This window comes from Duganella sp. CF517 (assembly GCF_900110275.1).
Classification (GTDB): Bacteria; Pseudomonadota; Gammaproteobacteria; order Burkholderiales; family Burkholderiaceae_D; genus Rugamonas.
The window spans coordinates 142353-157890 of sequence record NZ_FODC01000004.1 but is presented as its reverse complement, the minus strand read 5'-3'; the positions used below and the strand labels follow the sequence as shown (position 1 = coordinate 157890).

General features: G+C 64.6%; 12 protein-coding genes. 2 read left to right on the top strand and 10 right to left on the bottom strand.

Features of this window, described 5'->3' with window-relative positions:
* Nucleotides 1-50: 50 nt before the first annotated feature.
* From BMX85_RS16790 to BMX85_RS16765, 6 genes are all read right to left on the bottom strand, one after another.
* A complete protein-coding gene (locus tag BMX85_RS16790) occupies nt 51-1604 on the bottom strand; it encodes a tryptophan halogenase family protein (protein WP_090320555.1) in 1554 nt (517 codons plus the stop codon).
* A gap of 372 nt (nt 1605-1976) precedes the next feature.
* On the bottom strand, nt 1977-3410 hold the full coding sequence (locus BMX85_RS16785; protein ID WP_090320553.1) for a sulfatase family protein: 1434 nt from the start codon (nt 3408-3410) through the stop codon (nt 1977-1979).
* Between the two features lie 12 nt (nt 3411-3422).
* The gene (locus tag BMX85_RS16780; protein ID WP_090320550.1) at nt 3423-5810 is read right to left on the bottom strand and encodes a TonB-dependent receptor; all 2388 of its coding nucleotides are present in this window, start codon (nt 5808-5810) and stop codon (nt 3423-3425) included.
* A gap of 127 nt (nt 5811-5937) precedes the next feature.
* Nucleotides 5938-7350, bottom strand: coding sequence for an aryl-sulfate sulfotransferase (locus tag BMX85_RS16775; protein WP_090320547.1), 1413 nt, complete (start codon nt 7348-7350; stop codon nt 5938-5940).
* Between the two features lie 149 nt (nt 7351-7499).
* Complete coding sequence (locus BMX85_RS16770; protein ID WP_008447011.1) at nt 7500-7838, bottom strand: P-II family nitrogen regulator; 339 nt, start codon at nt 7836-7838, stop codon at nt 7500-7502.
* A gap of 154 nt (nt 7839-7992) precedes the next feature.
* Entirely contained in the window at nt 7993-10047 is a 2055-nt protein-coding gene (locus tag BMX85_RS16765) for an NAD(+) synthase (protein ID WP_090320544.1), read from the bottom strand.
* 123 nt (nt 10048-10170) lie between these two features.
* Here BMX85_RS16765 and BMX85_RS16760 point away from each other — a divergent pair, with 123 nt between their 5' ends.
* Complete coding sequence (locus tag BMX85_RS16760; protein WP_090320541.1) at nt 10171-11304, top strand: GNAT family N-acetyltransferase; 1134 nt, start codon at nt 10171-10173, stop codon at nt 11302-11304.
* A 60-nt stretch (nt 11305-11364) separates the two neighbouring features.
* On the opposite strand, the gene BMX85_RS16755 is transcribed toward BMX85_RS16760, so the two are convergent.
* Nucleotides 11365-11850 (bottom strand): Dps family protein, encoded by a 486-nt coding sequence (locus BMX85_RS16755; protein WP_090320538.1) that lies wholly within the window; start codon nt 11848-11850, stop codon nt 11365-11367.
* A 361-nt stretch (nt 11851-12211) separates the two neighbouring features.
* On the opposite strand from BMX85_RS16755, the gene BMX85_RS16750 reads away from it, so the two are divergent.
* Nucleotides 12212-12811 carry a Crp/Fnr family transcriptional regulator gene (locus tag BMX85_RS16750; protein WP_090320535.1) on the top strand — a complete coding sequence of 200 codons (600 nt, stop codon included), beginning with the start codon at nt 12212-12214 and terminating at the stop codon, nt 12809-12811.
* Between the two features lie 108 nt (nt 12812-12919).
* On the opposite strand, the gene ppa is transcribed toward BMX85_RS16750, so the two are convergent.
* From ppa to BMX85_RS16735, 3 genes are all read right to left on the bottom strand, one after another.
* Entirely contained in the window at nt 12920-13465 is a 546-nt protein-coding gene (gene ppa / locus BMX85_RS16745) for an inorganic diphosphatase (protein ID WP_090320532.1), read from the bottom strand.
* Between the two features lie 94 nt (nt 13466-13559).
* Complete coding sequence (locus BMX85_RS16740; RefSeq protein ID WP_090320529.1) at nt 13560-13931, bottom strand: translational machinery protein; 372 nt, start codon at nt 13929-13931, stop codon at nt 13560-13562.
* Nucleotides 13932-14339: 408 nt separating this feature from the next.
* Nucleotides 14340-15536: a heme biosynthesis protein HemY gene (locus tag BMX85_RS16735; RefSeq protein ID WP_090320526.1), complete on the bottom strand. Its 1197-nt coding sequence runs from the start codon at nt 15534-15536 to the stop codon at nt 14340-14342.
* Nucleotides 15537-15538 lie beyond the last annotated feature (2 nt).

The window sequence follows — 15538 nt, the reverse complement described above, 5'->3', positions numbered from 1 at the left end:
GTTACGCCTCCATAAAGTTTGTGATGAAATAAAACATGTATGCGCACATGTCAGGCTGCCACCCGCGATGCCGCGCCCGACTTCGCCTGGCCGGCGACATAGGCGCCGTGATCGGGCATGCGCGCCACCGTCTGGGCGATCAGGTCGCGCAGGCCGGCGAAGTGGCCGTGCACCGCACGCAGGTCGACGCGGTCGGCCAGCGGGTCGTAGCGTTTCGGCATCACGCCCAGGCCCATCATCATCGCCACGAACGACGGCTCGGCGAAGCCGCCGCGATCGACGATGGCCACGCGCCCGGTCTCCCGGAACAACTCGATCTGGTGGCGCAGCGCGTCCGGAATCGCCATGTCGGCGCAGTAGCGCCAGAATTCCGAATCGTCGCGCTTGGTCAATTTGTAGTGCAGGATGATGAAGTCGCGCACCGATTCGTAGCGGATGCCCATGAAGCGGTTGAACTCGTCGGCCAGCGCCGGGGCGCAATCGCGGTCCGGGAACAGTTCGAGCAGCTTGCCGACCGCCATTTCGATCAGGTTGATGCTGGTCGACTCGAGCGGCTCGACGAAGCCCGCCGACAGGCCGATCGCGACCACGTTCTTGACCCACGACTTGCGGCGCCGCCCGGTGGTGAAGCGCAGCTGGCGCGGCTCGTCGAGCGCGGCGCCGTCGAGGCCGTCGAGCAGCACGCGGCGCGCCTGCTCGTCGCTGGTGAACCCGTCGCTGTAGACGTGGCCGTTGCCGGTGCGGTGCTGCAGCGGGATGCGCCACAGCCAGCCCGCTTGCTTGGCGGTGGAGCGGGTGTAGGGCGTCAACTGCGCGACCGACGCGCATGGCACGGCTTGCGCGCTGTTGCAGGGCAGATAGGCGCTCCAATCCTCGTAGCCCGCTTTCAGCGCGCCTTCGATCAGCAGGCCGCGGAAGCCCGAGCAATCGATGAACAGGTCGCCTTCGATGCGGCGGCCGTCCTGCAGTTTCACGGCGGTGACGAAGCCGCTTTGCGGATGCTGCTCGACCTCGACGATCATGCCTTCGAGGCGGCGGGCGCCGCGCGCCACGGCGTAGTCGCGCAGATACTTGGCGTACAGGCTGGCATCGAAATGGAAGCCGTAGGAATAGGCGTCGGTCACGCCGGGCTGGTCGTCCTTCGGCGGGCTGAACTTGCCGTGGCGCGCCATCACCGAAGGCACCGACCAGTTCTCGATATCCGGCATGCTGTTGAACGCCTGCGCCAGGCGCAACCAGTGCTGGTGCGCGCCGACGCCGGCCAGCACCGGGCCGAAGTCGCCGAAGGCGTGGAAGAAGCGATTGCCGACGTGGCCCCAGTCCTTGAATTCAATGCCGAGCTTGAAGCTGGCCTGGGTCTTGGCGACAAAGTCGGCGCCGTCCAGCCCCAGCGCCTCGTTGTAGGCGCGGATCGTCGGCAGGGTCGCCTCGCCGACGCCGATGGTGCCGATCTCGGGTGATTCCACCAGGGTCACCTCGCACGGCTCGGTGGGGTGGCGCGCCAGGCGCTGGGCCAGCGGCGCCGCCGCCATCCAGCCGGCCGTGCCGCCGCCCACGATGACGATCCTGCGGATCGCCCCGCCATGCGTGTCAGTGCTGCCCATCTCGTCTCCTGTCAGTATTTTTATGCTCGTTTGCCGAGGTTTTTTTTACAACCGACTCACTATGACAACGTTTTCATCTTTCGGCCAAGCAAAGGCGGCGCAGGCATATGCCACGCGCGGCTTTACGAGGTGGGGCGCGGCCGAGGCGCCGGCCGGCATCGATGACGTTGTCAAATGTTTGTCTCCCGCATTGTTTTTTTATAACTCGCAATTGCTGCTTGTCCATCACAAATTAACATTAATGCGAGCAACGAACAAATAATTCTGCGTCGGTTGTCGCTGTTTAACCGCACAAGCTAAACAGAAACAACAAAAGAAAATCCCCGCCAAAGCGGGGATTAATGAGTTTTAGTTTTGGACGTTAACTGAATATCAGTCGGGAATTCGCCCTATCGGCTGGACGCCGTAGCGATCCGCCTGCACGTTGCCGCTGACGCCATGGGTGCGCACATCGGGGGTAATCGGCAACATCTCCCGGTCCCACGCTTCCCACTGGGCCTTCAATTGCGCGAACACGTCGGGGTGGCGCTTGGCCAGATTGGCGCGCTCGCGCTGGTCCTTGACGACGTCGAACAAAAACTCGTTGCCGCCGATTTTCAGATACTTCCAGTTGCCCGAACGGATGGCGCGCTGGGCGTTGGCCTTGTAGCGCCACAGCACCGTGCGCTCGCGCGGCTTGGCCTGGCCCAGCAACGTCGGCAGCAGGTTCTGGCCGTCCGGCGGATAGGCCGGATCGGGCGCGCCGCCGGCCGCCGCCAGCAGGGTCGGCAGCCAGTCCATGCTGACGGCGACCTGGTCGGTCACCTGCCCCGCCGCGATCTTGCCGGGCCAGCGCACGATGGCCGGCACGCGGATGCCGCCCTCCAGCAGCTCGGTTTTTTGCCCGGACAGCGGCCAGGTGTTGGAGAACCGTTCGCCGCCGTTGTCGCTGGTGAAGATGACGATGGTGTTGTCGGCCAGGCCCTGGTCCTCCAGCGCCTTGAGCACGCGGCCGATCGACGCGTCGAGCGATTCGACCATGCGGCCGTAGGTGGCCAGGTCGCCGCCGTCATAGTGGAAGATGTTGCCGATGTCGCGCGAAATCGCCTCGTCGCCCGGACCTTCCCACGGCCAGTGCGGCGCCGTGTAATGCAGCGACAGCAGGAACGGCTTGCCCGCCTTTTGCCGGTTGACGAAATCGACCGCGCGCGCGCCCAGCAGATCGGTGTAGTAGCCGATCTGCTGCACCGGCACCTCGTTCTCGTACAGGTCCTCCTTGACGTTGGGGCCGACGCCGGGCTTGTGCGTGAAGTAATCGATGGCGCCGCCGTAGTTGCCGAAGAAGCTGTCGTAGCCGCTCTTGATCGGCCCGAAGTTCGGCAGCGAGCCCAGGTGCCACTTGCCGATCAGCGCGGTGCCGTAGCCGTTTTTGCGCAGCAGCGACGGCAAGGTCGGATGCGTGCGCGGCAGGCCGATGGTGTCGGAGGCGCCGGCGATCGGCTCCTCCAGGCCGCCGCGCAGGCGGTACTGGTAGCGGCCGGTGATCAGCGCGAAACGCGTGGCCGAGCACACCGCCGAGTTGGCGTACGCCTGCGTGAAGCGCAGCCCCTGCGCGGCCAGGCGGTCGAGGTGCGGCGTCTTGATGTCTTTTTGGCCGTAGGCGCCCAGGTCGGCGTGGCCGAGGTCGTCGGCCAGGATGAAAATGATGTTCGGCTGCTGCTTGCCCGCCGCCAGCGCGCCCGGCACATAGCCCGCCAGCGCCAGCGCCGGCAAGGTTTTCAGGATGCGGCGGCGGGTGTTGTCGGTGGTGTCGATTTTATCGGTCATTGCTGGTCTCCATTAAAAATCCGCGCGGGCGGTCAGGCCCACCTGGCGCGGCGTGCCGATCACGGTGTTATAGGCGTTGGGGCTGGTGTTCCACATGCTGGTGTAGTACTGCTTGTCGAACACGTTCTTGGCCCACACGGAAATGTCCCAGCGGGTCGCGCCGCGCTTCAGTTTAATCCCGGCCGACAGGTTGGTCAGGCTGTAGGCTGGAATGCGCGAATACTCGGACGCGTCCAAGGTGCCGTAGGTGGCGCCGCGATAGGCGTAGTTGACGTTGCCATAGGCTTCGATGCTGGCGGCCAGCGCGTGCGCGTATTGCGCGCTGAGGTTGCCGATCCAGCGCGGCGCGTTGACCAGCGCCGCCCGGCCCGACAAATCGCACGACGGGCCGAGGCGCTCGGCCGGGCATGGCGCGTTTTTGTACTTGGTGTACGTGACGTCGTTGAACGAGCCGTTGGCGCCCACGGTGAAGCCGCGCGCCACGACCAGGCTGGTGTCGAGTTCCAGCCCGCGGCTGCGCACGTCGCCGGCGTTGGTCAGGTAGGACGTCGCGCTGACGGGGTCGTAAGCGTTGTTCTGGTAGCCGTGCACCTCGTTCCAGAACAGGCTGGCGTTGACCTGCGCGCGGCGTCCCAGCAGGTTGCTCTTGATGCCCAGCTCCAGGTTGTTGGCCTTCTCGTTGTCGACCTTGAGCGAGGATGCGCCGGCCGCGCCCGGCACCGACAGGTTGATGCCGCCGGATTTTTCGCCGTGCGAGACGCTGCCGAAGGCCAGCACGTCGGTATCGAGCTTGTACGCCAGCGTCAGCAGCGCCGACGGGCTCAGGTTGTTCAAGCGGACGTCGCCCGAATTGTAGGCGCCGTAGCGGGCGTTGCGTGCGGCCAGCGCCGCGCCGCCGACCGGCGCGCCGATCGGCACGTCGCGCGTGACGCGCGCCAGCTTGTCCTCGTAGGTGGCGCGCAGGCCGGCGGTCAGGTCCCACTTGGGATCGATATGCCAGATCGACTGGCCGAACAAGGCGTAGCTGTTGACCCGCAGATGGCCGTAGCCGTAGCTGCTGACGTTGCTCCAGGCGCCGGCCGGCGTGGCGTTGAAGCGGTCGGCCAGCGGCCCGTTGACGGTGAAGCTGGTGTTGTCCAGATTCTGATAATAGTAGTAGGCGCCAAGCACCGATTCGACGTCGCGGCCCAGCGGCGTGGCCAGCCGGAACTCCTGGGTGAACTGGCGGTGGCGGGTGGAGGCGCCGACGTTGAGCACCACCGGCACGTCGAGGCCGTCGTCGTTGCGCGGCGTGAAGTTCCAGAAGCGGTAGGCGCTGATCGAGGTGAATTTGTAGTCGTTGTCGAGCTTCCAGTTGACCTCGCCCGAGACGCCGCCCTGGTGCACCGCCACGTGCGAGCCGGCGTCGAGGTTGACCTGGCGCCGCGCCGGATCGGTGACCGGATGCGCGCCGACGGCGGCGGCCTGCGTCAGGAAGCGGCCGCTGGGGCCGGCGCTGTAGAAGATCAAGGTGCCGTTGTTGGAATCCTCGACATTGTAGTCGGCGATCAGGCGCGCGCTGAGCCGGTTGTCCGGTTCCAGCAGCAGCTGCGCGCGCACGCCCTGGCGGTCGCCGCCCTGCACCTTGTCGCCATTGTGGAGGTTGGTGATGTAGCCGTCCTCGTGCGTCTTGTACAGCGAGATGCGGCCGGCGGCCGTGTCCGAAAACGCGCCCGAGATCACCGCCTTGCCTTGCGCATAGCCCTGCTCGCCGATGGACAGCTGCGCGCTGTTTTCGGCGCGGAAGGTCGGCTGTTTGCTGGTGATGTTGAGCACGCCGGCGGTGGTGTTCTTGCCGAACAAGGTGCCCTGCGGGCCGCGCAACAGCTCCAGCTGCTGGATGTCGAGCGTATCGAAGGCGGCCATGCCGGGGCGGGCCAGGTAGACGTTGTCCAGGTAGACGCCGACGCTGCCCTCCAGGCCGTCGCTGGCCGGGTTGTTGCCCAGGCCGCGCACGGCAAAGCTCATCTGGCGGGCGTGGACGTAGTTGACGGTGGTGCTCGGCAGCAGCTGCTGCAAATCCTGCACGCGGTAGACACGGTTGCTTTCCAGGCTGTTCGCGTCCAGCACGCTCATGGTGGTCGGCACGCTTTGCGAGGTTTCGTTGCGGCGGCGGGTGGAGACGGTGACGCGGGCGACCACCTCCTGCGAGGCGTCCACCGCGGCGGCGGCGGCGGCCGGCGTGGCGGCGGCGGACGGGCCGGCATCGCCGCTCGCGCCGGCGCTGCCGCTCTCCCCCACCGCCGCGGGCGTCCCGGCCACGGCGGCCACGGCGGGCAATTGAGCCTGTGCCGGCGCGGCATGGGCGAACACCAATCCATAAGCCGCGGCGACGGCGGCGGCGAGTTTTTTCTGTTGCATAGCGGTTTCCATGATTGAAGCGGGCCAGGCTCAGGCCGGCCCGCCGCGCCGGCGGGTGGCCCGGCGCGTCTGTTATAGGTATGTGGAAGGGCGCGGCGCGGGTGGCCGGGCCGTGGCGTGTCCGCGCTTAGTTCGTGACTACGCGGAACTTGCCTGGCTCCGGCGGCGTGACCGCTTTTTCGGAGCGCGGAGTGCCTTCCGGCACCCAGCCGTACGGCACCGGTTGGGCGCGGTACAACCAATTGCTCAGCACCGGCCTGCCGGCGCCGGCGACCGGCGTCGGCGCGAAGTACGGGCTGACGTATTCCCAGGCGATATCGCCCTTGTTGGTGACCTGGAAGATGCGGCCGTTCATGCCTTCGTCGATCAGCGTATTGCCGTTCGGCAGACGGCGCGCGCTGCTGATGAACGAGCTGTAGAAGCTCCAGTCCGGGCCGTTGGAATCGGCGCCGGTGTATTCCCAGACGATGCGTTTCGATACCGGATCGATCTCCAGCACGCGCGAGCGCGGCTGGACGCCGACGCCGACGCGCGGATAGCCGGCCTCGCCCTGGTTGTCGAACACCAGCAGATTGCCCGCGCCCGGCAGGCCCGGCTCGATCAGGTGGGCGTCGTGCGGGCCGACGATCTGGTCGACGGCGCGCGGCAGCACGCGCGGACCGCGCGCCTGGGCCGGATAGTCGGGGCCCAGCGTCCACACCACCTTGCCGCTGCGCTTGTCGATGATGACGATGAAATTGGCCTCGCGCGAGTCGATCAGGACGTTATCGGGATGGAAACGCTGGTCGCCGGCGTCGAACCAGCGGTTCGGTCCCAGCACGGACATGTTATTGATATGCAGGTAATCGAACGGCGCGCCCTTGCCGCGCGGCGACTGGCCCGACTTGACCAGCCCGAGCGATGCGGGGGAGAAGCCGAATTCGCCCAGATGCTCGGAGGCGATCCACTTCCAGGCGATATCGCCGTTGGCGCCGACTTCATAGATCACGTCGTCGAGCACCTGCGGCGCGGCGAAGCCGGCCACCGGATGCACCAGGTTGGCCAGCACCAGCGTATTGCCGTTGGGCAGACGGCGCCAATCGTGATGCTGCTTGGCGCTGCCGCCGGGCACTTGCGCCGACGCCTTGCCCTCGACCTGGCCGTACACGCCCTGCGCGTCGCCGGCCGCGCCCCACTGCCAGACGACGTTGCTGTCCCAATCCAGTTCGCCGATCGCCTGGTTGCGCAGGCCGTTGCCCTCGTTGGAGGTGCCGGCGGTGCTGGCCAACTGCACCAGCACGTGGCCGCGTTTGCCGCCGGTCAGCGCCGGATCGAGCAGCACCGGCGGAAAGCCCTCGGCGTTCCAGCTGTGCACCTCATTGCCGTTCATGTCGATCAAATGGGTTTTTTTGTCCTGGCCGCTGAAGATCACGTAGCTGTTGTAGGCGGTGCTGGTGTCGTAGCGCGTCACGCCGGTCGGATAGACGCTGGGCGCGGCGGCCACGTCGGCGGCGGAAACCAGCAGCGATAGCGCGAGGGCGAAGGGACCGGTGTTGATCATGGTGCGGCAGCTCGGGAGTGGACAGTGCGGCTATATTACTAATCCACCCACAAAACCCGAACTAATATAACCAAGCAACGATATACAGAAAATATGGGATAAAAAAAATGCCGGCTAAGCCGGCATTGGAATGTGTTGCGTGGAGAAGCTTACACTGCGTCCGCGCCGGTTTCGCCGGTGCGGATACGGATGACCTGCTCGACGTTCTGCACGAAGATCTTGCCGTCGCCGATCTTGCCGGTGCGCGCGGCCTTGATGATGGCGTCGACCACTTGCTCGGCCACGCCGTCATCGACGACCACTTCCACTTTCACCTTCGGCAGGAAGTCGACGACGTATTCGGCGCCGCGATACAGCTCGGTATGGCCCTTCTGGCGGCCGAAACCTTTGACTTCGGTGACCGTCAGGCCGGTGACGTTGACTTCAGCCAGTGCTTCGCGCACCTCGTCCAATTTGAACGGCTTGATCACAGCGGTAATCTGTTTCATGACTTCTCCTTATGGGCAATCTAAATACAAAAATCTGTAGCCGGCGAACCGCAAGCGATTGAGTATATTGTAATCGACAACTTGCGACTGTCCACACCCGACTGAAAAACCGGCCGAAAACCCGCTGTTTGCCCGGTTTTTCACTGATTTTTATCTATTCCTGCACCGGAATGGAGCGTAATTCGTCCATCCAGACCACGCTTTGGGCGTCGCTCGGCGCGCGCCAGTCGCCCCGTGGCGACAGCGAGCCGCCGCTGCCGACCTTGGGCGCGTTCGGCACGCAGCTGCGCTTGAACTGGCTGGTGCGGAAGAAGCGGTCCAGGAAGATGCCCAGGTTTTTCTTGATCGCCGCCAGGTCGTACTGGTTGCGCGTGACATGGTCGCCATCCGGCCAGCGGCCCTGCTCCCGGTCCTGCCACGCGTTGAGCGACAGGAACGCCACCTTCGACGGCCGGAAGCCGAACCGCAGCACGTAGTACAGATTGAAATCCTGCAGCTCGTACGGGCCGATCGTGCTTTCGGTGCGCTGCTCGGGCTGGCCTTCGGCGGTGCCCGGCACCAGTTCCGGACTGATTTCGGTGCCCAGGATGTCCAGCAGCACCTGGGCGTCGTTGCGGCCGATCACGCCCGATTCGGCCACCCAGCGCACCAGGTGCGAGATCAAGGTCTTCGGCACGCTGGCGTTGACGTTGTAGTGCGACATGTGATCGCCGACGCCATAGGTGCACCAGCCCAGCGCCAGCTCGCTCAGGTCGCCGGTGCCGACGACGATCGCGTTGTGGTGGTTCGCCAGGCGGAACAGGTGGTTGGTGCGCTCGCCGGCCTGCACGTTCTCGAACGTGATGTCGTACTGCGCCTGCCCTTCCGAATATGGATGGTTCAAGTCCTTGAGCATCTGCACGCAGCTTGGACGGATGTCGATTTCCTGGGCCGAGCAGCCGACCAGCTTCATCAGCGCGTGCGCCTGCTTCAACGTGCGCCCGCTGGTGGCGAAGCCGGGCATCGTGTACGCCAGGATATTGGTGCGCGGCAGCTTGAGCTTGTCCATCACGCGCGCGCACACCAGCAGCGCGTGCGTCGAATCGAGGCCGCCGGAGACGCCGATCACCACTTTCGTGATGCCGCTCGACGTCAGGCGCTGCGCCAGCGCCTGCACCTGGATGTTATAGACCTCGTTGCAGCGCTCGTCGCGGCGGCGGGCGTCGGCCGGCACGTACGGGAAGCGCTCGACGCAGCGCTTGAGCGCCAGCGGCTCTTCGCGGCCGATTTCCAGCTCGAAAAACACCGTGCGGAATTTGTTGACCTCGGCGGCGTGGCGCTGCACCGATTGCGCGAACGTGTTCATGCGCATGCGTTCGCGCGACAGGCGTTCCAGGTCGATGTCGGCGAAGGTCAGGGTCGGCTCGTCGACGAAGCGCTTCGGCTCGGCCAGCAGCTCGCCGTTCTCGTAGATGACGCCCTGCCCGTCCCAGGCCAGGTCGGTGCTCGATTCGCCGCCGCCGGCCGAGGTATACAGGTAGGCGGCGATGCAGCGCGCGGACTGCTGGCCGACCAGCTGGTTGCGGTAATTGGCCTTGCCGACCAGCGCGTTCGACGCCGACAGGTTGACCAGCACGGTGGCGCCGGCCAGCGCCGCGAACGACGACGGCGCCACCGGCACCCACAAGTCCTCGCAGATCTCGACGTGGAATTTGAACAGCGGCAGGTCGGCCACTTCAAACAGCAAACCCGAACCGAACTGCACGCGTTCGCCCAGCAGATCGATCTCGGTGGCGACCGCGTAGTCGCCGCTGCTGAACTGGCGCGCCTCGTAGAACTCGCCGTAGTTCGGCAGGTAGCTCTTGGGCACCACGCCCTGGATCTGGCCGTTGGCGACGACCACCGCGCAGTTGTACAGCTGGTGCTCGACCCGCAGCGGCGCGCCGACCACCAGCGCCATCTTCCACTGCGCGGACGCGGCGACGATCGTGTCGAGCGCGTCCAGGCAGCCGTCGAGCAAGGCGCGCTGGTGGAACAGATCGTCGCAGGTGTAGGCCGACAGGCCCAGCTCGGGAAACGCGACCAGCGCCGCGCCCTGCGCCGCCGCCTGCGCGGCCAGCGCGATGGTCTGCCCGGCGTTGTAGGCCGGATCGGCGATGCGGCAAACCGGCGCCGCGATGGCGACCCGGGCGAAATCATGCGTGTACAAATTAAGGAAATTCGAGCTCATGTAAAGTCTTTCGCGTGCGCAACCAAACAAAAGCCAATTATCGCACGGCCATGCACGCGCCGCCGCCAACGGATCAGCGCCAGATAGGCTAGACTGGCGCCAACATCAGAGCTGGAGCAAAGCGTGTCAGAAGCAGAGTTTTCGATCATCGACTCGTTGGAAAACGTCGACCAGGCGCAGTGGCAAGCCATCGCCGGCGACAATCCGACGCTGGCCTACACCTTCCTGCACGCGCTGCACGACACCCGCTGCGCTTCCACACAAACCGGCTGGACGCCGCGCTACCTGGTGATGCACCGCGACGGTGCGCTGGCGGCGGCCATGCCGCTATATTTGAAGGATCACAGCCGCGGCGAGTACGTGTTCGATCACGCCTGGGCCGACGCCTTCCACCGCAACGGCATTCCCTACTATCCGAAGCTGCTGTCGGCGGTGCCGTTCACGCCGGTGACGGGCAGCCGGCTCTTGGCGCGCACGCCGGAAGACCGCGCCCTGCTGGCGCGCGCGGCCTTGCAGGTGGCGCGGCAGTTGCAGACGTCGTCGCTGCACATCCTGTTCCCCGACGAGCAGGACCGGCAAGCGCTGGAAGCGGCCGGCTTCATGCTGCGCGAAGGCGTGCAGTTCCATTGGGAGAATCCCGGATACGCCGACTTCGACGCCTTCCTCGCCAGCTTCAAGATGGAAAAGCGCAAGAAGATCCGCCAGGACCGGCGCCGCGTGCACGATGCGGGGATCACCTTTACGCATCTGGCCGGCCGCGCCATCACGCCGGAGGTGCTGCGGTTTTTCTATAGCTGCTATGTGTCGACCTACCACGCGCACTTTTCCAAGCCTTATCTGACCTTGAAGTTTTTCGAGCGCTTGCTGGATCAGGCGCCGGACAGCCTGATGATCGTGCTGGCCAAGCGCGGCGAAGCGCCGGTGGCGGTGGCGTTGAATCTGGTGGGCGGCAACATCATGTACGGCCGCTATTGGGGGACGCAGGAATTCGTCTCCGGGCTGCACTTCGAGACGTGTTACGTGCAATCGATTGAATACTGCATCCGGCACGGCATCGCGCGCTTCGAGGGGGGCGCGCAGGGCGAGCACAAGATGTCGCGCGGGCTGGTGCCGACGCCGACCTGGTCGGCGCATTGGATCGCCGACGAGCGCTTCGCCGACGCCATCGCCGATTTCCTGGCGCAGGAAACGGCGGCCATGAACCAATACATCGACGAGCTCGGGGAGCACGTGCCGTTCAAGCCCGCCGGCGCGTGATTTGGGTCAACCACGCGGCCACGCGCGGCGCGCGATGATGCTCCGCGCCGCATGTGACGATTACTCTTCCAGCAGGCTACGCAGCATCCACGCGGTTTTTTCGTGCGTGTCCAGGCGCGTGGCCAGCAGGTCGGCGGTCGGCTGGTCGTCGGCGCCTTCCACCAGCGGCAGCAGTTTGCGGGCGGTGCGCGCGGTCGCTTCCTGCGCCTTGACCAGGTGCTGAACCATCTCCATCGCCTTCGGCACGCCTTCGACTTCCTTGATGGTCGCCAGCTTGACGAACTCGGTGTACGTGCCCGGCGCCGGATAGCCCAGCGCGCGGATACGTTCGGCGATCAGGTCCAGCGCGGTCCACTGCTCGGTGTACTGCGCCATGAACATCTGGTGCAGGCTGTTGAACATCGGACCTTTGACGTTCCAATGGAAGTTATGGGTCATCAGGTACAGCGTGTAGCTGTCCGCCAGCAGGCCCGACAGGCCGGCGGCAATGTTCGCGCGACTTTCGTCGGAGAGGCCGATATCGATCTTGGAGGCTTTTGCGTCCATGTGTAACTCCTTCTATTAGCTTGGACCTTTATTGTAATCGTAACCAGGCCTGCGCGTGGGAACGTACCGCTCGGCAAACCGGGTCAACGCCGCCCCGCCGGCGCGGCGATGTCGGCGGCGTCTTTGCCTGACGGATCGGACCGGCGCGGGCGTCAACGGAGGCCGCCGATACCCGCATTTGATCAACGGGGTAAAATCGGGTTGATACAATTTTGTCCGGATTGATGAAACCAGTTTGCTTCACAGCATTTTCAATCAAGCCTATACTCTATGCCCCGTTGTATGGTTTTATGAGGAATGTGGCACACACAGCATGAATGCAGATTTTATAAAACAACGGAACCGCTTCAAGTCCGCCACAATGAAGCGTATCAATGTCAGTGAAGAGTCCTACACCAACGTGACGAACCTGCTGGCGACGATCGCCGAGCCGTTCCACGCGCGCAAAGGTGAGTTCCTGCAGCATGCCGGCGTGCCCGCCACCCAGGTGCACTGGCTCGCCAGCGGCGTCGCGCGCAGCGGCTTTTTCAATCGGGACGGCGTCGAGATGACCTTGCGGTTTTTCCGCGAGGGCGAGTCCGCCACCACGCTGACCGATCTGATCACCGGCGAGAGCGGCCAAGCGGCCGTGCAGTTCCTGGTCGCCGAAACCACCATCCACGGCTTCACGCTGGACTGGGCGCAGTCGTGCGCGCTGCGCGCCCAGCATGAAGTATTGCAACATTATCATCTGCAGGCCGCGATGCATGGCTTGCAGAGCCTGGCGCAACGCGCCTACAGCAACGGCGAGACGTCGGCGCAAGAGCGCCTGGCCGCGTTCCGCGAGGAATATCCGGGGCTGGAGGCGCGCATCTCGCAACGCGCGATCGCCTCCTACCTGGGCATCACGCCGCAATACATGTCGCGCTTGCGGCGCGAGGCCGAGGCCGCCGAAGCGGCCGAGGGCGCCACGCGCGAATAAACCCGCCCGGACAAATAAAAAAGCCCCGCGCGGGCTTGCAACGACCGAGGTCGCCGCAAGCCCGCACGGGGCTTTTTGCTGCCGGCCGGTGGTTCGGCCGGCGGTGCATCAGGAATTGCTTGCCGCTTCCTTGTTGTACGAAGCGACGCCGTTCAGGATTTCCTGTTTGGCTTCTTCCGGACCGTACCAGCCGTCGATCTTGACCCATTTGCCTTTTTCCAGATCTTTGTAGTGCTCGAAGAAGTGCTGGATCTGGCGCAGGCGCAGTTCGTTAAGGTCTTCCGGCTTCTGCCAGTGGCTGTAGATCGACAGTACCTTGTCGACCGGCACGGCCAGCACTTTGGCGTCTTCACCGGATTCGTCGGTCATCTTCAGCACGCCGATAGGACGGCAGCGCACCACCACGCCCGGAATCAGCGGGAACGGGGTGATGACCAGCACGTCGACCGGGTCGCCGTCGTCGGACAGGGTGTTCGGCACGTAGCCGTAGTTGCATGGGTAGTGCATCGCGGTGCCCATGAAGCGATCGACGAAGATCGCGCCCGATTCCTTGTCGACTTCGTACTTGATCGGATCGGCGTTCATCGGGATTTCGATGATCACGTTGAAGTCGTTTGGCAAATCGCGGCCGGAAGGCACTTTATTCAAGCTCATGGGTTTCCTCGTTGTTGTGCTGGCAAATGTTTAACTGCGTAATTATAACGAAGTCCAGAGCGCTTGTGCATTGCAGCACTACCGTGCGGAAATTTTAATGGGTCAGATCGGACTTGACGAAATACTTGCGCGCATAGGTCAACAGCTCGCCGTCGTTCGGATGGTCGACCGTTTCGACGCTGACGACCTTGTCGGCGGTGTCGGCGTGGGCCTTGGTCATGTGGCGCATCAGCGCCAGCTTTTCCTGGCCGGGGCCGACCACCAGGATTTGCTTGGCTTCGGTCAGCGCGGCGATGACCTCGTCCATGTAGGTGGTGTCTTCCTCGGCGCGATTGTTGCTCACGACGCCAGCCTTCTTGTGCTGCGACGTGGTCTTGATCACTTCGGTCTCGGCGTCGTCACGGGTGAAATGGATAACGTGGGCTTCGGTCTGGTCAAGCCAGACGACTGCGTGTTGAAACGACATGGGATTTTCCTTGAGGTGGGGAATGCTGCGGAGGGCCGATGAAAAGAAAGATCGCTCATCGGCCAGTGCAAGCATCGTGCGCTCTTATGCCGCCACCATCTGTACGCAAGCGTACCCAGTCCCAAATGAAAAACGCCCCCCTCCGAACCAACAACCCGCGGGGTCAAGTCTGTCATTCCAACCCGCGGGGTCAAGTCTGTCATTCGGACACCGGCTCGACCGTATCTTGATGCTACGGTCCCGCTCGTGTCTAAATGACAGACTTGACCCCGGGGTTATTCGTATCTTGATGCTACGGTCCCGCTCGTGTCTAAATGACAGACTTGACCCCGGGGTTATTCGGCTCGACCGTATCTTGATGCTACGGTCCCGCTCGTGTCTAAATGACAGACTTGACCCCGGGGTTATTCACAGGATGGTTGCTAGCGCGCACTGGCGGTAGTGGTTGGCCGCCTCTTCCTGCTGCTGCAGCGCCTCGTGCATCTGCGCCAGCTTCAGGTGCGATTCGCGCACCATGCGCGGATCGGACGCGTCCGACAGCGCCTGCTCCAGATAGCGCTGCGCCTTGCCCCACAGTTTCTGCTTCAGGCACAGGGAACCGAGCGTGAGCGCCAGTTCGGCGTCCGTCGGGCGCGTGTGCAGCCATTTTTCGCACGCCTCGATCTGCGCCAGCAACGCCGCCGAGCCGGCCGGCGCCGCCGCTTCGCGGTAGGCGCGGATCACGCGCTCGTCCCAGTCGGCGGCCAGCGATTCCTCGGCCACCCTGCGCGCCTCGTCGTGCAGGCCGCGCGCGTTGAAGGCGGTCGCCGCCAGGCAGGCGACGTAGGGCTTGACGCGGTCCGCGTTCGGCACCGTCGCCCACACCCGCTGCAGCGATTCGGCGTCGTTGGTGTGGTCCGACAGCATGTCCGCGTAAGCGAGCTCGCGCAGCCGCGCCGACAGCGCCGGATGCAGCGCGCGGTGCTTGTCGAGCGAGCGCACCAGGCGCAGCACTTCCGGCCAGTTCTTGGCCTGCTGCTGGGCCTTCAACGACCATTGCAGCGCGTGGATGTGGCGCGTGCCGCTGGCGTTGAGCTCGCGCACGGCGTCGAGCGCCGCTTCCGGCTGATGGTCGTCGACCAGCAATTCGGTCATCGTCATCAGGCGCGCGGTTTTCATGACGTTGTCGTCGTTCAGCTTGGCCAGCCACTGGTCGCGGCGGGCGCCCTGGCGCATGCGGTGCGCGGCGCGCGCGCCGATCAGCGCGGCCACGCCGGCGTTCTCCGGCAGTTCCGAGGCCCGGATCGCGGCCTTTTCGGCATGGCCGAAGCGCCCTTCGAACAAGGCCTTCAACGCCTCGCGCAAGCCTTTGTTGCCATCGCGCTCGCGCTTTTGCTGGCGATAGAGCGCCACCTTGGCCGGCATCTTGAGCGTGGCGCGCAAGGCGCGGATGACCGCGTACAGGAACACGAACAGCGCCGCCGCCAGCACGCAGAAGAAGTTGAGCGACATGTCGATCCGGTGCGGCGGGTAGAACAGCACCACGTTGCCCGGATTGAAACGCGCCGTCACGGCGATGCCGATGGCCGCGGCCATCAATGCGACCAACCAGAGAAATAATCGCATGG